Origin of the sequence: Alteriqipengyuania abyssalis, assembly GCF_019857185.1 — a bacterium.
GTDB lineage: Bacteria > Pseudomonadota > Alphaproteobacteria > Sphingomonadales > Sphingomonadaceae > Alteriqipengyuania > Alteriqipengyuania abyssalis.
In genome coordinates this window covers 603,300-622,416 of the sequence record NZ_JAHWXP010000002.1, presented here as the reverse complement: position 1 = coordinate 622,416, position 19,117 = coordinate 603,300, and the positions used below count along the sequence as shown (strand labels likewise).

Here is a 19,117-nt window from a genome sequence, read left to right as displayed (position 1 = left end):
CATTGGCACGCGTCTTCCCGAAAAGCCTGTTGGGCCAGAGCCTGCTTGCGATCGCGGTCACCCTGCTTATCGGGCAGGCGGTTTCGGGCCTGCTACTGTACCGCGCGGCGCAGGATCGGCGCGATGCGGCGACCGTCAATGCCGCCGCGTTCCACCTGCTGCGGATGGTCAACCGCGAAACCGATTCGCCGCGCGACATCCGCCGCGCGCTGCGGCGCGCAGAGCCTGAGGGACGGATCGATATCGGGCGCGGCAGGGGCGAGCGGCGACGCGGCCTTCCTCCGCGCCTCTCCGGCATGATTGCCGATGCTTCACCACTGCTGCCCGGGGAGCGGTGCGCAGCGGGCGAGGAGGCGCAGCTGCGCGAGATACTGGCACGGCAGGGCGTCGCTGCGGAGACGCTCGTGGTCACTATCCGCCCCGTTGCACAAGATACGCTGCTCGCCTCGCTTGCGGACGAATTCCCGCGCTTCCGCGCCCGCTGGCGCGATGGCCTGAGCGAGCGCGAGGTGATGGTCGCCGCGCTGCGCATGCCGGGCGAGAGTCGCTGGATCGTCGCGCGCGCGCTGCGCCCCCCGGTGGAGGCGGGCGTGCTGTGGCTGATCGCGGCGCAGACCGTGCTGCTGTTTCTGGTGCTGCTCGCCGCGACCTATCTGGTGCTGCGCCGGATCACCCGCCCGCTCGCCCGCCTGACCGAGCGGGTCGAGAGCTTCGCGCGCACGCACGAGGCACGCGAACCGCTCCCAGAACGTGGGCCGGAGGATGTCAGCCGGCTGATCGCGGCGCACAACCTGCTCGAAAGCCGGATTGCCGCGCTGCTGAACGAGAAGGATGTGATGCTCGGCGCGATCGGGCACGATCTCAAGACGCCGCTCGCCGCTCTGCGGGTGCGGATCGAATCGGTTACGGACGAAACCCAGCGCACGCGGATGGCCGAGACGATCGAGGATCTGCGCCGCTCGCTCGACGATATCCTCTCGCTCGCGCGGATCGGACGCGCGAAAGACCCGCCTGAGGCGACCCAGCTCGCCGCGCTGGTCGAAAGCGTGGTCGAGGAGTTCGAGGACATGGACCGGCCCGTCGCCATCGCGCACACCGATCGGATCGTCGCCCCGGTGCAGGTCACCTGGCTGCGGCGCGCGCTTCGCAACCTGATCGAGAATGCGCTGCGCTACGGCGGCACCGCGCAGGTCTCGCTCACCCGCGAGGGCAGTGCTGCGGTGATCGCGGTGGAGGACGAAGGCCCGGGCATCCCGCCGGAAGACATGGCCGCGATGCTCGAGCCTTTCAGGCGGGGCGAGGCGAGTCGCAATCGCGGGACCGGCGGTGCCGGGCTCGGCCTCACGCTGACCCGCGCGATCCTTGCCGAACATGGCGGAGAGCTGCGGCTCGCCAACCGCACGCAGGGCGGCCTGCGCGCCGAGATGCGGCTGCCGCTTAGTTAGGTATTACGGGGCCTAACGCATCAACCCGCCGACGAGGTTGCGCACGAAGCTGCCGACCACCGGTCCCGCTAGATCGGTCGCGATCGAACCCGCAGCCGAGGTAACACCCGAGGCCATCGGATTGGCGCGCGATTTCTTGCCCAGCACGGTGCGCGCGGCCATTCCGGCGGCAGAGCCAGCCGCGACCTTGGTGCCGCGCGAGATTGCCTTGCCCCAGATGCTGGTGCTCTTGCGCTCCCGCTTGCGGACCTCGGCTTCGCCCTTTTCCTCGACCTCGGCAGCGGTTGCGGCGGCATCGACCATCTTCTGCGCGATCACTTCCGCCGCGCTTTCGCGGTCGACCGGCATATCGTACTTGCCCGCCAGCGGGCTCGCGCCGAGGATCACCGCACGCTCGCCCGTCGATAGCGGGCCAAGGCGGCTTTGCGGCGGCTTGATCAGCGTGCGCTGGACTACGGACGGCGCGCCATCCTCGCCCAGCGTGGAGACCAGCGCCTCGCCCGTTTTCAGCTCGGTGATCGCGGTCGCGACGTCGAGCTCGGGATTGATCCGGAAGGTCTGCGCCGCGGCCTTGATCGCCTTCTGGTCGCGCGGGGTGAAGGCGCGCAGCGCGTGTTGCACGCGGTTGCCGATCTGCCCCGCAACATCGTCGGGAATGTCGATCGGGTTCTGGGTGACGAAGAACACGCCCACGCCTTTCGATCGGATCAGGCGCACAACCGTCTCGATCGTATCCTGAAACGCCTTGGGCGTGTCGTCGAACAGCAGGTGCGCCTCGTCAAAGAAGAACACCAGCTTGGGCTTTTCCGGGTCGCCCACCTCGGGCAGCGTCTCGAACAGTTCGGCGAGCAGCCAGAACAGGTAGGTCGCGTAAAGCTTGGGGCTGCGCATCAGCTTGTCTGCGGCGAGGATGCTGATGAACCCGCGCCCGGCGGCATCGACGCGGAAGAGGTCGTCCACCTCCAGCGCAGGCTCGCCGAAGAACTTATCCGCCCCCTCGCTCTCGAAAGTCAGCAGCGCGCGCTGGATCGCGCCGATGGAGGCCTTGGTGACGCGGCCATATTCGCCCGAGACTTCGTCCGTATGGTCCGCCGCCCACGCGAGCAGGCTGCGCAGATCCTCGAAATCGAGCAGCAGCAGGCCGTTATCGTCGGCATGGCGGAAGACGATCTGGAGCACGCCCTCCTGGGTCTCGTTCAGGTCGAGCAGGCGCGCGAGCAGCAGCGGGCCCATTTCGGAGACGGTGGTGCGCACCGGATGGCCCTGTTCACCGAACAGGTCCCAGAAGATCACCGGGAAATCGGCATAGGCATAATCGTCCATCCCCAGCTCGGCCGCGCGGCCTTCCAGCTTGTCGGCATGCTTGAACTTGGCCGAACCCGGCACCGCGAGCCCCGCGAGATCGCCCTTCACATCGGCAACGAACACCGGGACTCCGGCGGCGGAAAAGCTTTCGGCGAGGCCCTGCAAGGTCACCGTCTTGCCCGTACCGGTCGCGCCCGCGATCAGGCCGTGGCGGTTGGCGCGGTCGAGCCGCAGCTCCTGCGCCTCGCCATCCTGGTTGCGCCCCAGAAAAATCGTGCTCACGCCGCCGACACCCTTCTCTCACAATCGTTCGACGGTCTTCGCGGGGCACCTGCGAAGCGTCAAGGTGGTTCCAATTCGCGGACGCTTCGATAGAGCGGATCACGAATGGCAACGGCGGACCCCTTCATCCTGCTCGACGATGCGCGGCCTGCGCATGATGGCGGCGCACGCCTGTTCGAAAGACCGGTCGAGGTGTTCCGCGCGCTGCGCCCGGACGAGGTCGAACAAACGCTGGCCGCGGCACAGGCCGCGCAAGGGACACGCGGCGGCACGCTGGCAGGCTACCTCGCCTACGAGGCGGGGCTGGCGTTGGAGCCGAAGCTGCATCCTATGGCCGATGCGCGCACGGGCGCGGCTGGGCCGCTCGTGTGGCTGGGGCTGTTCGATGCCGAGCAGAGAATCGCGGCGGACGCGGTCGGGGACTGGCTGGCCCAGAGCGCGCCCGGCCCCGCTACGCTGGGCCCGCTCGACCCGGCAATCTCTCCCGGCGAATGGCAGGAACGCTTCGCCGCGTTGCAGGAGAATATCGCGGCGGGCGACATCTATCAGGCGAACCTCACCCTGCCGCTGACCGGCGCATTCCGCGGCGATCCGCTGGCGCTCTATGCGAGCCTGCGCAAGGCCTCCAGCGCAGGGCACGGCGGCGTCGTGTGGGATGGCAGCCACGCGGTGGTCAGCCTCTCCCCCGAATTGTTCTTCGAACTGGCCGATGGCGGCCTGACCGCGCGCCCGATGAAGGGCACCCGCCCCCGGCACGCGGATGCGCAGGCCGACCGGGCAGCGGCGCAGGAGCTGGCCGACTCGGAGAAGGACCGCGCCGAAAACCTGATGATCGTCGATCTGATGCGCAACGATCTCTCGCGCATCGCCGTGCCCGGGTCGGTGCGGGTCGACGAGCCGTTCAAGGTCGAGAGCTTCCCCACCGTGCACCAGATGGTCAGCACGGTGCATGCGCAGATGAAGCCGGGCACGGGCCTTGCGCAGATCGTCGCGGCGCTGTTCCCCAGCGGATCGATCACGGGCGCGCCGAAGATCCGCGCGATGGAGATCATCGACCGGCTGGAGCGCGATGCGCGCGGGCCCTATTGCGGCGCGATCGGCGCGTTCGATGCCGATGGCAGCGCCAGCTTCAACGTCGCGATCCGCACGCTGCGCCTCACCCCGACCGAGAATGGCCACGGCACCGCCGTGCTGGGCGTGGGCGCAGGGATCGTCGCGGACAGCGATTCGCTGGGCGAATGGCGCGAAGCGCAGATCAAGGCGGGCTTCGCGCGCGCCAGCAGTCCCGAATCGCGCGCGCCCGCCTTCGACCTGATCGAGACGATGCGGTTCGACCCCGAAGAGGGCGTGCCCCTGCTCGAAGGGCATCTGGCGCGGATTTCCGCCAGCGCGAGCGAGCTGGGCTTCGCGTTCGATCGGCACGCCGCGCGCAACCAGATTCAGGCGCTGTGCTTCGACCTCGCCGATCCGGCGCGCGTGCGGCTGGTCTGCGCGCGTTCCGGTACGACCGCGATCGAGGTGTCGCCGCTGCCCGTCACGCCGAGCGAGCCGCTCGACTGCATCGCCCTCCCCCTGCCGGTCGATCCCGGCGACTGGCGCCTGCGCCACAAGACCACCGACCGCGGGTTCTACGCCGATGCGCTGGCTGCCGCGCGAGGTCTGGACGCGCACGAGGCGCTGCTGGTGCGCGACGACGGGCTGGTCACCGAAGGCAGCTGGACCAGCGTGTTCGTCGAGCGCGACGGCGTGCTGGCAACCCCGCCGCTCGCGCTCGGCCTGCTGCCCGGCGTGCTGCGCGATTCGCTGATCACCGAAGGCCGCGCAATTGAGGCCGAACTCACGCTGGACGACCTCGGACACGGGTTCTGGATCGGCAACGCCGTGCGCGGGTTGATGCGCTCAAGACTCATATAAAAAGCCCCGATTTCACATGACCGATACGACCATCCCGATCCTCTACGAAGACGGCGAGGCATTGGTGATCGACAAGCCCGCAGGCCTGTCGATCGACCGCCCGCGCAAGGGCGGGCCGTGCCTCGACGATTATCTGGAGCAGCTCAAACTGGGCTTCCAGCGCCCGCCGAGCGCGGTCCACCGGCTCGACACGGATACCAGCGGCTGCCTGCTGCTCGCGCGCAATCCCAAGGCGCATAAACGCTTTTCCGCCGCGTTCGAGGCGCAGCAGGTGACCAAGGTCTATCACGGCATCCTTGCGGGAATTCCTGCGCAGGAAGAGGGCGTGGTCGAACTCGCGCTGTCCAAGATCAGCAGCGCGGAAAAGGGCTGGCGGATGATCCCGGCGAAGAAGGGCAAGCCTTCGGTCACCGCGTGGCGGGTGGTCGCGACGCACGAGGGCCGCGCGCTGGTCGAGTTTCGCCCCGCGACCGGGCGCACGCACCAGATTCGCGTCCACGCGGCAAGCGGGATCGGCATCGCGCTGGTCGGCGACCCGGTCTACGGCACGAAGCAGGGCGCGCCGCGCACCATGCTCCATGCCAGCGCGCTGACGGTTGAGCGCGAGGGCAAGACGGATATCGCCGCGACCAGCCCGCTCCCGGCGGATTTCCAAGCGCTCGGCTTCGGCGGCGAAGGGCCGGATGCTCCCTGACGATCTGATCTCTCGCGCGCATGCGCTGGCGGAGGAACGCTTCGTCGCAGGCTCCGGACCGGGCGGGCAGAACGCCAACAAGGTCGCCACCGAGGTGCAGCTGCGGGTCAACGCCTACAAGCTGCGCCTCTCGCCCTTCGCGTTCCGGCGGCTGGGCGAAGTTGCGGGCAGCCGGCTGACCGATTCGGGCGACATCCTGATCGTCGCGCGAGAGCACCGCACGCAGGAAGCGAATCGGGCGCTGGCGCGCGAAAAGCTGGAGGATCTGCTGCGCGAGGCGCATCGCCGGCCCAAACAAAGGGCCAAGACCCGGCTCAACCGGGTGGGCAAGACCCAGCGGCTCAAGCAGAAGAAGGCGCGCGGCGCGGTCAAGGCCAATCGCGGGAAGCCCAGCCGCAGCGACTGGTAGTGCGACTGCTTGCTTGACTTTTCCGGGTCTCGCGGCCAATAGCGCGTGCGATCGGGCGGTGCCGCGTGCGCCGCCTGTTGTTTTTTCACCCGATGCACATCGTGACGCTCCTCTGGGGCAAACCACCGATGGCCGGGCCTTTGAACTGGCAGGATTGAGTTATGGCGAAGCCGACGACCGTCAAGATCAAGCTCGTGTCGACCGCGGACACCGGCTTCTATTACGTGACCAAGAAGAACCCGCGGAACATCACCGAGAAGATGACCTTCCGCAAGTACGATCCCGTCGTGCGCAAGCACGTCGAGTTCAAGGAAGCGAAGATCAAGTAAGGGTCGGGAAGCCGCCGACGGCTTCTCCGGTGCCGATTCGTCTGACAATGGCGGAACCGGCACGCTCACGCACGGTTCACTCCGAAACCATTACGGAGGCCGTCATGACGACCACTTACAAAGCACTTCGCCGCCCGCTCGCCGGGCTTGCCAGCATTGCCCTGATTGCCGGTGCGCCGATCACCGCAGCGACCATCGCCCTGCCCGCCCCTGCGCTTGCGCAGGCGGGCGGTACGCTGGACGATGCGGTCGCGGCGCTGCGCGGCATCGAGACCATGCGCGCCAGCTTCACCCAGACCGACCGCAGCGGCCAGACCGTTCGCGGGACCATGACGCTCAAGCGGCCGGGCAAGATTCGCTTCGAATATTCGAAGGACGTGCCGCTGCTGATCGTGTCCAACGGCAAATCGCTGACCATGGTCGATTACGAGGTCAACCAGGTGCAGCGCTGGCCGATCAGCAATTCGCCGCTGGGCGCGCTGCTGGACCCCAATCGCGACGTCAAGAAATACGGCAAGCTGCGCAATACCGGCAATCCCAACGTGCTCTCGGTCGAGGTGCGCGATCCCAAGAAGCCCGAATACGGCGTCATCACGCTGATCTTCGTGCGCAAGGCCGGTGCGCCAGGCGGGTGGGAGCTGACCAACTGGGTCTCGCTCGATGCCCAGAACAATCGCACCACGGTGCGGCTGGCGAATCAGCGCTACGGCGTGTCGGTGAGCGACTCCACGTTCACCTATAAGGACCCGCGCCGCGCATCCCGTCGCCCCCGGTAAACCGTTCGTCGAGCGATGCCCCGTATGAGCGATGGAATGACCGTCACGTTCATGGGCAAGCAAGGCTGGGGGACCTAGTTTCATTCTTGCAAGGCCTGATGAACCAGCGGGTTTCCCCCCTGTTGCCCCGCGGTTCCCCTCAAACACAGGCCTTGTCGCAAGCGTGACGAACGCGCGTAAGGAACCCCCGTGCCACAGCCCCCGGCGCGGGGGTTTTCTGCGCCTCCCACACCCGGCAGTGGGCAGCGGCACGCGCCGACCCGGCGAATCACGTCCAGACGCGAGCCGAAGGCGAGGGCAAGGGCGACCGGCCGCCGACCGGTAGGTCGCCGCCGCGGAGGTGGTGCGCGCCAGCGCACTCACCGCGAGCGAAAGACACTCACTCTTCCCAGCCGAATGCCTTGCGCATGATATCGGCGACCACGTTCTGCTCGATCACGCCGTGGACCCGCTGCGATCCCGGGCCGGTGGCGAACAGCGCGACATCCTCGCCCCCATGGGTTTCGGAGCCGAGCGGAACCAGCGACTGCTGCTGCGCCTGCGCGCCCGTCTCCGGCTCGTCGCGCTCTCCCTTCACCGCGCCCGGGCCATTGGCATAGCCGAGCGTGGTGTACGGCTGGCCGTCGTCTGCAATGACGGCCTCGTCATTGGCCGCACCGGGATGATCCTCGTCCCCGCTGGCAGGCGGATGGACCAGGCCCAGGATCGGATTGCCCCGCTTGGGATAGCCTGCGATCGTGAACACGTGGCTGTGATCGGCGGTGACAAGGATCAGCGTCTCGTCCGGATCGGTATTGTCGACCGCGTACTGGATCGCGCGGGCGAACTCGATCGTCTCCTCCAGCGCGTAGCCTGCCTTGCCCGCGTGGTGGCCATGATCGATCCGGCCACCTTCGACCATCAGGTAGTAACCTGCCCGATCGTCGGACAGACGGCGCAGGGCCTCGGCGGTCATCTCGGTCAAAGTCGGCTCGCTCGTGTCCGGCTTGCGGTCGAGCTGGTAGGTCATGTGGCTGGGCGAAAAGAGCCCCAGCACCGGCTTGTCGAGCGGTGCTTTGCGCATCGCCTGCGTATCGGCCACGAAGGTGCCGCCCGTGCGCGCGGCCCACTCGGCGGGCAGATTGGCCCCGGCGTCCTTGCGTTCGCCACCTTGACCGGTGCCCAGGAACTTGCGCGATCCGCCGCCCAGCGCGAGGTCGAAGGGGAATTCGACCAGCTGCTGCGCGAAGTCGGTGCACCCCAGCGCCTGCTGCTCGGCCGGCATGTCGGCGTCCGATTCCCAGTTGCGATCCGGGTTGTGACCGTAGACCGCCGCTGGAGTCGCATGGGTCAGCCGCGCGGTGCTGACGATGCCGACCGCCTTGCCATGCTCGAGCGCCTCTTGCGCGACCGTTTCCATCCCGTGGCCCTGCGCCGCAGCGCAATCGCCGCGCGGCACGTCGGGCGCGGTGTTGATCACGCCGATGCGCGTCTTGGTGCCGGTGTTGAGCGCGGACGCGGTGCCCGCACTGTCAGCGACCTGCGCGTCAGTGTTGTAGGTCTTGACCAGCGCGACATTGTCGAACTTTTCGAAGCTGAGCGAATTTTCCTCGCCCGTTTCGCCCCTTTGCTGCCCATCCAGAATGCGCGCGGCAGTGATCGTGGAAATGCCCATCCCGTCACCGACGAACAGGATCACGTTCTTCGCCTTGCCCTGCGCCACTTGGCCCTGCGCCACTTGGCCCTGCGCCACAGGCGCGGCGGACTGCACCGCCGGGTCCGCGCCGTAATAATTGGTGGTCGAGCTGCACGCCGCCAGCGGCAGCGCGATCAGCGCAAGGGCGGCGGCCCAGCGCCGGTGCGGGCGGGCGGAATGGCGGATCATGGCAGGCTCCCTCAAGCGAATGGCTGAAACGAATGGCCGAATCGGCGTTCCCATGCCCCTCGCCGAGGAATGAGACAAGCGTGCGACCGGTTGGCGCTTGTGATTCGTGCGCCTTGCGGGGGCCGGACCCCGCGCCTAAGTCCGCCGCCATGGTTTCTGTCACCACCTGGAATATCAACTCGGTCCGCCTGCGCATGCCGCTGGTCGAGCAGTTTCTCACCCAGCACGCCCCCGACGTGCTGTGCCTGCAGGAGATCAAGTGCGTCGAGGAGCAGTTCCCTGCCAAGGCGTTCCGCGATCTCGGCTATGATCACATCGCGATCCACGGGCAGAAGGGCTATCATGGCGTCGCCACGGTCAGCCGCCTGCCGTTCAGGGAAATCTCCCGCTACGATTGGCAGGATAATGGTGAGGCACGCCACATCGGCGTACAACTGACCGATCCCGCGCATCAGGGCATGGTGATCGAGAACGTGTACGTGCCCGCAGGCGGCGACGTGCCCGACCGGGAGGTGAACGCGAAGTTCGGCCAGAAGCTCGACTTCCTCGAACGCATGGCCCGCTGGGCCGACAAAATCGACCAGCCGACGCTGATCGTGGGCGACTTCAACATCGCCCCGCTCGAAAGCGATGTGTGGAGCCACAAGCAGCTGCTCAAGGTGGTCAGCCACACGCCGATCGAAGTGGAGGCGCTGCAACGCTTCATGGACGCACACGGTTGGACCGATATCGGGCGCGAGCACGTGCCCGCGCCGGAGCGGTATTACAGCTGGTGGAGCTATCGCAATCCCAACTGGCAGACCAACGACAAGGGCCGCCGGCTCGACCACATGTGGGCCAGCCCCGATCTGGCGAAGCAGGCCACGCGGCACCGCATTCTGGAAGAGGCGCGCAATTGGGAGCGACCTTCGGACCATGTCCCGCTGACGACGGAGTTCGAACTCTGAGCGCGCAGGGCGCCGGCGGCAGCGCCCGCGCGCTGGCGCAGGCGATCGATGCCCTGCGCCATGGCTGGCCGATCCGCGTGGATGGCGGGCCCGTATTGCTGCCGGTCGAGACTGCGGCAGAGCCCGATGCGAGCGGCGCGCGGATGCTGATCGCCGCGGCGCGCGCGCAGACGCTCAAGCTGGCCAACCAGCGTGAAGCCGCCGTCCCCCACGCACCGGTGCTGATCGAGGGGAGCGAACGCTTCACGCTCGATCTTGCACGCGCGGTGGCGGACCCGGCGCTCGACCTTGCCAACCCGATGAAGGGCCCGTTCCGCGCGGTTGCCCTGCCCGAGGCCCAGTGGCCCGCGACCGCGCTGGAGATCGCCCGGCGCGCAGGCGTGCTGCCCGCCTTCATGATCGACCCGGCACCGTGCGAAGAACCGCTCGATGTGACGAGCGCCGATCTTGCCGCATTCTCCGCGCCTGAGACGCTGCGGATCGCGGCACGCTCCCGCCTGCCGACCGCTGCGGCCGAACAGGCCGAGATCGCGGTTTTCCGCTCTCCCGCAGACCTGCGCGAACATGCCGCGCTGATTATCGGGCGGCAGAACGCGGACCGGGTGCCGCTGGTGCGCCTGCACTCCGAATGCCTGACCGGCGACGTGTTCGGCAGCCTCAAGTGCGATTGCGGCCCCCAGCTCGATGCCGCGCTCGCCACTTTCGCGCAGGAAGCGGAAGACGGCGGCTATGGCGTGGTGCTGTACCTGCGGCAGGAAGGGCGCGGCATAGGCCTCGTCAACAAGCTGCGCGCGTACCAGTTGCAGGATCAGGGGCACGACACGGTCGAGGCGAACCTCCGGCTCGGCCTGCCCGACGAGGCGCGAGACTTTCCCATTGCGGGACGCATGCTTTCACTACTGGGGATTCCACGCATACGTCTGCTGACCAACAACCCGGCGAAGGTTACCGCGCTGGCCGAATCAGGCATCACCATCGTCGAAAGGGTTCCCTTGAGCGCGGGCATCAACCCCCACAACACACGCTATCTTGCGACCAAACGCGATCGTTCCGGCCACCTCTTGCCATGAGGTTGCCGACCATCCGGGAAGAGGTCGAAAAAGACATCCCGGCGATCCGAGCCCTCTCCCGCGCAGCCTTTGCGCGGGCGCAGCGGCCGCGGGGTAACGAGCCGGAGATCGTCGACGCGCTGCGCCGGGACGGAGACCTGGCGCTGTCGCTGGTGGCGACCAATATGGACGAGGCGGTGATCGGCCACCTCGCGTTCTCGCCGGTCACGATCTCGGACGGGACGCAGGGCTGGTACGCAGCCGGGCCGATCGCGGTGATGCCGACCCGGCAGCGCACGGGGATCGGTGCGCATCTTGCGACCCAGAGCATCGTCTGGCTGACGGAGATGGGTGCCAAGGGCATCGTGCTGGTTGGCGATCCGGGCTATTACGCCCGCTTCGGGCTTCATCCCGATCCGGACCTCATCCTGCCGGGGGTTGCGCCGGAGTTCTTTCAGGTCCGCATGCTGGCAGAGGGCCCGCGCCCCAAGGGCACGGTGACTTACGCGCCGGCCTTCGGCGAGATGCCAGGGAAGCTCTAGCGCCGCTGGAAGGGCGTGAGGCCGGCACCCAGCCGGTTGTCGTCGATCCGGAGGTTGGCCCCGGTCCAGTCTGCCACGAAGGCCGACTGGCGCGACAGCGAAGGCACGAAGCGCGCGTCGTTGCCCGCGATCACCAGCCCGTCTGAACTATGGGTCTGCTCTTCGGCACCCACTGCGATGAACGCGGAGTAGTTCTCCTTGTCCTCGCCCTGGACGAACCAGTTATTGGTGATCTGACCGCGCGCGCCCTGCGGCAGGTCGATCATGTAATTGGTTTCGCGGCCGTTCGAATCGTCGAAGCTGGAGGCCGCGATCTCGACCATCGCCGCGCGCGCCTTCACGTAATGGCCTCCGGTGCCCTGTTCGAACCGGCTGCGGGTCACCCGCAGGTGCCCGATATCGCCGGTATAGATCGAATGGGCGCAGCCGCCCGAATTCTCGCAGGTGCCCAGCCGGGTGAAGGTTGAACGGTCGACCACCAGCCGCATCTGATCGTCATGGCCGGTCAGAATGCCCTGCTGGCTGTCGCGGAACCAGGAATTGGCCACGGTCAGCGTGCCCGCTTCCTGGCGGATGCCCGCGCCATTGCCGTCCGCGACCGCGATATTGCTGAAGATCAGGCCCGAAACGCTCGCCTCGGTGCCGCGCAGGACCAGCGCCGCCTTGCCTTCGCACGCAGCGCCGGTGAACTCTGCGCTGCCCGGCTCGGTCGCGAGGTAGGCGATCCTTCCCGCCTGCTGCACCGCGCACTGGCGATAGGTGCCCGGCGCAATGGCAATGCTGCCCTCGCCCGATCCGATCGCATCGACGGCGGCCTGCAAGGTGGGGTAGCCACGATTGGTCTCGACCACGACGAAGGGCGCGGGCACCGGCTGCGCCATCAGCGCGGCCAGCGGGATCAGCGCGATCGCCGCCACCGCGACCAGCGTGGCCAGAAGCATCGACGGTCGGCCAAGCACGGGCCGGTCGACGAACGTGGGGCTGATGCGGTCGCTATCGTGGGTCATGGGCGACAGGCGTAAGATAGAATGGTTAACAAGCCGCAAAGCCTTTGCGTGCTGCATGGGCCGCATTTCCCTTTGCCCCGGACGCGCTGCTCTGCTTAGTTTGCGCCAGCGCGCGCGGCGCATGCCTGCCGCCCCGCGCGGCATATTCCAACGGAGGATCCGCACATGAAATTCACGACCCGGATGGGGCTGGCTGTGGTGACCGGCGCGAGCGCGCTGGCGCTGGCCGCCTGTGGCGATTCGAACGACGCGAGTGACGAAGTCGTCGCCGAGGATGTCGAGGTCGTCGCTGACGACGCGATGGACGGCGTAGCCGACGAGCCGATCGAGGACGACTCGGCCATGCCCGAAGCGCCGCCGCCCGCCCCGGCGAGCGAAGGTCCTACCGCCGAAGAACGCGCCGAGGCCGATCGCGAGAAGATGCAGAGCGATGCCGAGGCAGCTGAAGCCGCAGCCGCCGACATCCAGGCTGAACTTGACAACATGAAGACTGAAAACTGAGTATGACTCGGGGCGGCCCGCATTCCGGGTCGCCCCGGCTTTCTGCCGCGATTAGAATATAAGGGATGATCATGTCGGGAATGGATGCCGAGGTCTTCGACCAGTTTATCGAACAGCTGTGGCGCTACGTGCACGAACGGCTGATTCCTGCTGAGAAAGACGTGATCGCGGCGAACGCGATTCCCGAAGATATCCTCGACGAGATGCGCGAGATGGGCCTGTTCGGCCTGACTATGCCCGAGGAATACGGCGGCGCAGGGATGAACACCTCGCAATATGTCGAGACGATCCGCGTCCTCTCCTACGCGCTGCCCGCCTATCGTTCGATCACCTCGATCAACCTCGGCATGGTGTGCACCGCGCTCAAGAAGTCGGGCACAGAAGCGCAGAAGGCCGAGTGGCTGCCGCGCCTCGCCGCGGGCGAAATCGCCTGTTTCGGCCTGACCGAGCCGGGCAGCGGCAGCGACAGCGCCGCGATGCAGACCACCGCGGTGAAGGATGGCAACGGCTATCGTCTGAACGGCTCCAAACGCTACATCACCAACGCGCCCTTCGCGAAGCTGGGCCTGATCATGGCGCGCACCAGCAAGGAGCCGCTGCCCAAGAACGCGCACGTTTCCGCCTTCCTGGTCGATATGGAAAAGGCGGGCGTTACGGTGGGCAAGCCCGACAAGAAGATGGGCCAGGAAGGCAGCCAGATCGCCGACATCTATCTCGACGATGTGCATGTCGATGGCGATGCGCTGCTCGGCGGCGAGGAAGGCCAGGGCTTCCGCACCGCGATGATGAGCCTGGACAACGGGCGGCTTTCGGTTGCGGCAGCAAGCGCGGGCTACGCGCGCCGCATCCTCGACACGGCGATGCGTTATGCCCAGGACCGCAAGGCGTTCGGCGAACCGATCAACCAGTTCCAGCTGATCCAGGCGATGCTCGCGGATAGCGAGGCGGAAATCTACGCTGCCGAATGCATGCTCAAGGACGCGACCGCCAAGGTCGATGCGGGCGAGCCCTCGCTGCTGCCCGCCGCTTCGACCAAGCTCTTTGCATCGGAAATGTGCAACCGGGTCGCCAACCGCTGCGTGCAGATCCATGGCGGAGCGGGCTATCTGGCGGAATACGAGGCGGAGCGGTTCTATCGCGACAGCCGGATTTACACGATCTACGAAGGGACCAGCCAGATCATGCAACTGGTGATCGCCAAGGCCATGCTCCGCAATTTCGCGGCCGGGGGCCAGGCATGAGCGAACTGCGCCGCGCCGCAATCGTCTCCCCACTGCGCACCCCGGTCGGGCGCTTCCTCGGCACGCTGACCCCGCTGGAGGCAGGTCCGCTCGCCGCGATCATCATCAAGGCGCTGGTCGAACGCTCGGGCGTCAATCCCTCGCGCGTGGACGACGTGGTATTCGCGCAGGGCTATGGCAGCGGCGAAGCGCCCGCGATCGGACGCTGGGCCTGGCTCGCCGCCGACATGCCGATCGAGACGCCCGGTTTCCAGCTGGACCGGCGCTGCGGGTCGGGCCTGCAGGCGGTGATCGAGGCGGCGATGATGGTCCAGACTGGCGCGGCGGACTGCGTGCTGGCCGGCGGCGTCGAGTCGATGTCCAATGTCGAGCATTACACGACCAAGGCGCGCCACGGTGCGAAGATGGGCGATCTCTCGCTCTACGACCGGCTGACGCGCGGTCGCCTGATGAGCCAGCCGATCGAGCGGTTCGGGGTGATCTCCGGCATGATCGAGACGGCGGAGAACCTCGCGAAGGACTACGACATTTCGCGCGAAGCAGCGGACGAATACGCGGTCGCTTCGCACCAGAAGGCTGCCGCCGCGTGGGACGCAGGCAAGTTCGATGCGCAGCTGGTGCCGGTCGATGTGCCGCAGCGGCGCAAGGACCCGATCCGCTTCGACCGTGACGAGGGCTTTCGCCCCGATGCTTCGATGGAAACCCTCGGTGGACTGCGCGCGATCGAGAAGGACGGGATCGTCACAGCGGGCAATGCCAGCCAGCAGAACGATGCCGCCGCCGCGTGTCTGGTGGTCACCGAAGACAAGCTGGACGAACTCGGCCTTGAACCGCTGCTGTGGTTCGAAGGCTGGGCCGCCGCCGGGTGCGATCCGGCGCGCATGGGGATCGGCCCCGTGCCCGCGACCGAACGCCTGTTCGCCCGTACCGGCAAGGGCTGGGATGATATCGACCTCGTCGAGCTGAACGAGGCCTTCGCGCCGCAGGTGCTTGCCGTGCTCAAGGGCTGGGGCTGGAGCGAGGACGATTCGCGCCGCGACATGCTCAACGTCAACGGCTCGGGCATCTCGCTCGGCCACCCGATCGGCGCCACCGGCGTGCGCATTCTCGCGGATATGGCACACGAGCTGCACCGGCGCGAAGGGCGTTACGCGCTCGAGACGATGTGCATCGGCGGCGGACAGGGCCTCGCCGCGCTGTTCGAACGCGCGGCCTGATGGCGAACGACTGGTCGGACTGGATCGGGCGCGAGGCGCGCGCTGCCGAACGCCTCGACGAGTCGCTGGCGGCGCGCTGGCTCGCCACGCTCGACCTCACTGCGCCTGAGGGTGCCGCGTTGCCGCAGGGCGTCCACTTCGCCCTGTGCACGCCGCAGGCACCGACCGCGATGCTGGGCGAGGACGGGCATCCGGCAAGGTCGGACGATCCGGCAAGCCTCTACCCGCCGATCGACCTGCCCCGGCGGATGTGGGCGGGCAGCGAGATCACGTTCCTGCGCCCCTTGATGCTGGGCGACCGGATCGACAAGCTCAGCCGCGTGGTCAGCCTTTCGGAAAAGGAAGGGCGCAGCGGTCGGCTCGCCTTCCTGGAGCTGGAGCACGAGATCGCGGCCAATGGCGAGCCCGCGATCCGCGAGCGACAGACGCTGGTCTATCGCGAGGCCGCCGCGCCCGATGCGTCGCTGGTGCCGCCGGTAGTGGGCGAAAAGCTGTTCGATCCCCAGGCGTGGGACCGGGTTCAGACGATGGTGCCATCCGAAGCGCTGCTGTTCCGCTTCTCCGCACTCACCTTCAACACGCACCGGATCCATTACGACGCTCCCTATGCGCGCGAGGTGGAGCGCTATCGCGGGCCAGTGGTGCACGGACCGCTGCTCGCGACTTTGCTGCTACAACTGGCGGCAGATGTCGCGGGACCGGTCGGCTCCTTCGGTTTCTCCGCGCGTTCGCCCGCGATCGTGGGTGACACGCTTCACCTTGCCGTTCGCGAGCAGGGCGATACGCTGGAACTCGCCGCGCTCAACGATGCAGGCGCGGTGTTGACCACGGCCCACGCAAGCCGCTGAGTCTCCCGCGGTTCGTCGTTAAAATCGGCATAAATTGTTTCGTTACCCGCGAAGTGCTATCTGCACAGGCATGGAAGCAGTACTCGAACGCAAGCCCGATTTTTCCCAGATACCCGTCATGCCCGACGACGTATTCACCGCGCCGCTCAAGCGGCCGGCGCATGTCGGCGAGGACTGGCTGGAGCCCAAGCAGACCGAGTACGACAGTGAAGACGACCGGATCTGGGACGATCTGTTCGCCCGCCAGATGGAAATCCTCCCCGGACGCGCGGCGACCGCTTTTCTCGAAGGGCTGGAGCGACTCGATCTGGGTGCGGGCGGTGTGCCCGAATTCGGTGAGCTGTCAGAGTCTCTGAACAAGCTGACCGGGTGGAGCGTGGTGCCCGTGCCGATGCTGATCCCAGATCACATCTTCTTCTGGCATCTCGCCAACCGGCGCTTTCCCGCAGGCAATTTCATCCGCACGCGCGAAACCTTCGATTACATCCAGGAACCCGACGTGTTCCACGATGTGTTCGGCCACGTGCCGATGCTGACCAATCCGGTGTTCGCCGATTACATGCAGGAATATGGCCGCGCGGGCTGGCGCGCGATGAAGCATAACCGCCTGAAGGCGCTCGGCGCGCTGTACTGGTACACGGTCGAGTTCGGGCTGATCATGGAAGGCGGCAAGGATCTGCGCGCCTATGGCGCAGGCATCCTGTCAGGCCCGACTGAAGCTGTGTTCTCGGTCGAGGCAAAAAGCCCCAACCGAATCATGCTCAACGTCGATCGCGTGATGCGGACCGATTATGTGATCTCGGACCTGCAGCCGACCTATTTCGTGATCGAAAGCTTCGAGGATCTGTACCGCAAGACGGTGGAGCGCGATTTCGAGACGCTTTACCAGAAGCTGCCGCCGTCCTTCACCTACGCCAATTCGGCGGTGATCGACGTGGACAATGTGGTCAATGTCGGCACGCAGGAATACCTGCTGCGCGGCGGGCGCGGCAGCAGCGCACGGCCCGTCTAGCGCTCTGCCCGCCCGCACCCGGCGCGGCACCTTTCGGACAAACAAAAACCGGCCCCGAATCGCTTCGGGGCCGGTCGAAAATCATCCGACGGATGAGCTGCGATTACTCGGCAGCTGCGGTTTCGTCGGCGGTTTCTTCTTCGGCGGTCGCTTCGTCAGCGGCGTCGGTCGCCATGGTGTCTTCAGCCATCGCGTCGTCGGTTGCTTCGGTCGCCATCGCGTCTTCAGCCATCGCATCGTCGGCGGCGTCGGTCGCCATCGCGTCTTCAGCGGCGGTGTCTTCGGTGGTGGTGTCTTCGGCGGTTTCGCCGCAAGCAGCAACGCCCAGGCCCAGAACGACGGTCGACGCGATCAGAGCGGCTTTGAAAGTCTTCTTCATGATTCTTCCCCTAGATTGGTTGGGGGTTCCGCATAGCCACGTTTTCGCCACACGGATACCCTGAATTTGCCTCAATCAGGACGGGATATGCAGTTTTCTGCGGATCAGCGGCGGGCGTGCGCGGCCGCAAATGACACAATTGCCAGCACGGCCAAGCCTATGGCGATCGCCACGAGCAGCGCGTTGGCCCCCAGCGACTCGATCAGCGAGGCTTCGCTAACGGCCATTCCCGACACCACCGTAGCCCCTGCCCCCAGCGCGATTCGCAGCCATGCCGAGCGGGCATCATCGGCACCGGTGACAAGCGCGACGATCCAGCCGATGACGCCGCCGCTACAGATGAGGATCAAAAAGCCCATCGCTCGATTCAACAAAAGTCAGGTTTCTGCACTTTTGTCGAACAGGTGGACGCGGGCTTGGTTCCCGCCTGTTTACCCCGCCACCCGCAGCAAAGCGCGGTTCTGGTGGCCGGGGGCAAGGGCAAGCCCCTCGTGGGCTAGAATGCGAAGAGCCAGATCAGCGTGACCGAACCGATCAGAATCCGGTACCAGGCGAAGGGTGCGAAGCCCCGCTTGCTGACATAGGCCACGAACGCCCGCACAACGACCAGCGCGACCAGGAAGCTCGCGACGAAGCCCAGCGCAATATGCGTCCAGCCGATCGTCGCGGTCCCTGCGAGCAGTTCCGGCTCCTGAACAATCTTGACTACCGACGCACCGAGCATGGTCGGCACCGCGAGGAAGAACGAGAACTCGGCCGCAGTCTTGCGCCCCACGCCCATCGCCAGTGCGCCCATGATGGTCGCGCCCGAGCGGCTGGTGCCGGGGATCATCGCAAGGCACTGGACGAAGCCGATTCCGATCGCCGTCTTCCACGACAGCGCCTCGACCCCCTGCTCCTCGCGCGTGGGGATGGTCTTCTCCAGCACGAGGATCGCGATCCCGCCCACGATCAGCGCGATGGCGACCACGGCGGGGCTTTCCAGCATCGCGTCGATCACGTCGAGGATCAGCAGCCCGATCACCGCCGCGGGCAGGAAGGCGAGCAGGATGTTGCGCACGAACAGGATCGCCTTGCGCTCTCCGCGCAGCAACCCAGTGCCCATGGTCCAGAAGGTTTTGAAATAGGTCACCACCACCGCGAGGATCGCGCCCAGCTGGATGATGATGTTGTACTGCCGCCACAGCGCGGGGTCGTAGCCGAACCACGCCTGCGCGAGGATCAAGTGACCGGTCGAGGAGACCGGCAGGAACTCGGTCAGCCCTTCGAGGATGCCGAGCAGGATCGCGGTTACGATGGTGTCCATGGGCGACACGCTCAAAGACAAGGGGCCGCGCAAGTCAAGCTCGCGCGGCC

General features: G+C 66.7%; 20 protein-coding genes. 14 read left to right on the top strand and 6 right to left on the bottom strand.

Translation table 11 applies throughout. The features are described 5' to 3' along the window. Positions 1 to 2: 2 nt before the first annotated feature. Complete coding sequence (locus KYN89_RS08160; protein ID WP_222824606.1) at positions 3 to 1,445, top strand: sensor histidine kinase; 1,443 nt, start codon at positions 3 to 5, stop codon at positions 1,443 to 1,445. A 12-nt stretch (positions 1,446 to 1,457) separates the two neighbouring features. On the opposite strand, the gene KYN89_RS08155 is transcribed toward KYN89_RS08160, so the two are convergent. Then, positions 1,458 to 3,032: a helicase HerA-like domain-containing protein gene (locus KYN89_RS08155; protein WP_222824605.1), complete on the bottom strand. Its 1,575-nt coding sequence runs from the start codon at positions 3,030 to 3,032 to the stop codon at positions 1,458 to 1,460. A gap of 105 nt (positions 3,033 to 3,137) precedes the next feature. Between KYN89_RS08155 and pabB the strand changes: the two genes are divergently transcribed. The 5 genes from pabB (at position 3,138) to KYN89_RS08130 (ending at position 7,154) form a co-directional block, all read left to right on the top strand. After that, positions 3,138 to 4,946 (top strand): aminodeoxychorismate synthase component I, encoded by a 1,809-nt coding sequence (pabB, locus tag KYN89_RS08150; RefSeq protein WP_222824604.1) that lies wholly within the window; start codon positions 3,138 to 3,140, stop codon positions 4,944 to 4,946. A 16-nt stretch (positions 4,947 to 4,962) separates the two neighbouring features. Continuing rightward, on the top strand, positions 4,963 to 5,640 hold the full coding sequence (locus KYN89_RS08145; RefSeq protein WP_222824603.1) for an RluA family pseudouridine synthase: 678 nt from the start codon (positions 4,963 to 4,965) through the stop codon (positions 5,638 to 5,640). Continuing rightward, positions 5,630 to 6,049 (top strand): alternative ribosome rescue aminoacyl-tRNA hydrolase ArfB, encoded by a 420-nt coding sequence (gene arfB, locus KYN89_RS08140; RefSeq protein WP_010233707.1) that lies wholly within the window; start codon positions 5,630 to 5,632, stop codon positions 6,047 to 6,049. Before KYN89_RS08145 ends, arfB begins: the two co-directional genes overlap by 11 nt. A gap of 161 nt (positions 6,050 to 6,210) precedes the next feature. Next, positions 6,211 to 6,378 (top strand): 50S ribosomal protein L33, encoded by a 168-nt coding sequence (gene rpmG / locus KYN89_RS08135; protein ID WP_129792036.1) that lies wholly within the window; start codon positions 6,211 to 6,213, stop codon positions 6,376 to 6,378. Between the two features lie 104 nt (positions 6,379 to 6,482). Next, a complete protein-coding gene (locus tag KYN89_RS08130) occupies positions 6,483 to 7,154 on the top strand; it encodes a LolA family protein (RefSeq protein ID WP_222824602.1) in 672 nt (223 codons plus the stop codon). A gap of 379 nt (positions 7,155 to 7,533) precedes the next feature. Here the strand turns inward: KYN89_RS08130 and KYN89_RS08125 are convergent, their stop codons facing one another. After that, positions 7,534 to 9,018, bottom strand: a complete 1,485-nt coding sequence (locus KYN89_RS08125) for an alkaline phosphatase (RefSeq protein ID WP_222824601.1) — start codon at positions 9,016 to 9,018, stop codon at positions 7,534 to 7,536. 149 nt (positions 9,019 to 9,167) lie between these two features. On the opposite strand from KYN89_RS08125, the gene xth reads away from it, so the two are divergent. Genes xth through KYN89_RS08110 form a run of 3 tightly spaced genes read left to right on the top strand, consistent with a single transcriptional unit; the run spans position 9,168 to position 11,556 of the window. After that, entirely contained in the window at positions 9,168 to 9,965 is a 798-nt protein-coding gene (gene xth / locus KYN89_RS08120; RefSeq protein ID WP_222824600.1) for an exodeoxyribonuclease III, read from the top strand. Then, on the top strand, positions 9,914 to 11,035 hold the full coding sequence (gene ribA, locus KYN89_RS08115; RefSeq protein ID WP_248285074.1) for a GTP cyclohydrolase II: 1,122 nt from the start codon (positions 9,914 to 9,916) through the stop codon (positions 11,033 to 11,035). The genes xth and ribA overlap by 52 nt, the downstream gene beginning before the upstream one ends. After that, positions 11,032 to 11,556, top strand: coding sequence for a GNAT family N-acetyltransferase (locus tag KYN89_RS08110; protein WP_222824599.1), 525 nt, complete (start codon positions 11,032 to 11,034; stop codon positions 11,554 to 11,556). The genes ribA and KYN89_RS08110 overlap by 4 nt, the downstream gene beginning before the upstream one ends. On the opposite strand, the gene KYN89_RS08105 is transcribed toward KYN89_RS08110, so the two are convergent. Further along, positions 11,553 to 12,563 carry a right-handed parallel beta-helix repeat-containing protein gene (locus KYN89_RS08105; RefSeq protein WP_222824598.1) on the bottom strand — a complete coding sequence of 337 codons (1,011 nt, stop codon included), beginning with the start codon at positions 12,561 to 12,563 and terminating at the stop codon, positions 11,553 to 11,555. The genes KYN89_RS08110 and KYN89_RS08105 overlap by 4 nt on opposite strands. A 165-nt stretch (positions 12,564 to 12,728) precedes the next feature. On the opposite strand from KYN89_RS08105, the gene KYN89_RS08100 reads away from it, so the two are divergent. The 5 genes from KYN89_RS08100 (at position 12,729) to phhA (ending at position 17,382) form a co-directional block, all read left to right on the top strand. After that, positions 12,729 to 13,064 carry a hypothetical protein gene (locus KYN89_RS08100; protein WP_222824597.1) on the top strand — a complete coding sequence of 112 codons (336 nt, stop codon included), beginning with the start codon at positions 12,729 to 12,731 and terminating at the stop codon, positions 13,062 to 13,064. A gap of 65 nt (positions 13,065 to 13,129) precedes the next feature. Continuing rightward, positions 13,130 to 14,305: an acyl-CoA dehydrogenase family protein gene (locus tag KYN89_RS08095; protein ID WP_222824596.1), complete on the top strand. Its 1,176-nt coding sequence runs from the start codon at positions 13,130 to 13,132 to the stop codon at positions 14,303 to 14,305. After that, on the top strand, positions 14,302 to 15,522 hold the full coding sequence (locus KYN89_RS08090) for an acetyl-CoA C-acetyltransferase (RefSeq protein WP_222824595.1): 1,221 nt from the start codon (positions 14,302 to 14,304) through the stop codon (positions 15,520 to 15,522). Before KYN89_RS08095 ends, KYN89_RS08090 begins: the two co-directional genes overlap by 4 nt. Further along, positions 15,522 to 16,370: an HTD2 family dehydratase gene (locus KYN89_RS08085; protein WP_222824594.1), complete on the top strand. Its 849-nt coding sequence runs from the start codon at positions 15,522 to 15,524 to the stop codon at positions 16,368 to 16,370. Before KYN89_RS08090 ends, KYN89_RS08085 begins: the two co-directional genes overlap by 1 nt. A 118-nt stretch (positions 16,371 to 16,488) precedes the next feature. Then, the gene (gene phhA / locus KYN89_RS08080; protein ID WP_197635246.1) at positions 16,489 to 17,382 is read left to right on the top strand and encodes a phenylalanine 4-monooxygenase; all 894 of its coding nucleotides are present in this window, start codon (positions 16,489 to 16,491) and stop codon (positions 17,380 to 17,382) included. 103 nt (positions 17,383 to 17,485) lie between these two features. On the opposite strand, the gene KYN89_RS08075 is transcribed toward phhA, so the two are convergent. The 3 genes from KYN89_RS08075 to KYN89_RS08065 form a co-directional block, all read right to left on the bottom strand. Continuing rightward, a complete protein-coding gene (locus KYN89_RS08075; protein WP_222824593.1) occupies positions 17,486 to 17,761 on the bottom strand; it encodes a hypothetical protein in 276 nt (91 codons plus the stop codon). Between the two features lie 104 nt (positions 17,762 to 17,865). Next, positions 17,866 to 18,132: a hypothetical protein gene (locus KYN89_RS08070; protein ID WP_248285072.1), complete on the bottom strand. Its 267-nt coding sequence runs from the start codon at positions 18,130 to 18,132 to the stop codon at positions 17,866 to 17,868. Between the two features lie 125 nt (positions 18,133 to 18,257). Continuing rightward, positions 18,258 to 19,067 (bottom strand): undecaprenyl-diphosphate phosphatase, encoded by an 810-nt coding sequence (locus KYN89_RS08065; protein ID WP_222824592.1) that lies wholly within the window; start codon positions 19,065 to 19,067, stop codon positions 18,258 to 18,260. Positions 19,068 to 19,117: the final 50 nt, after the last annotated feature.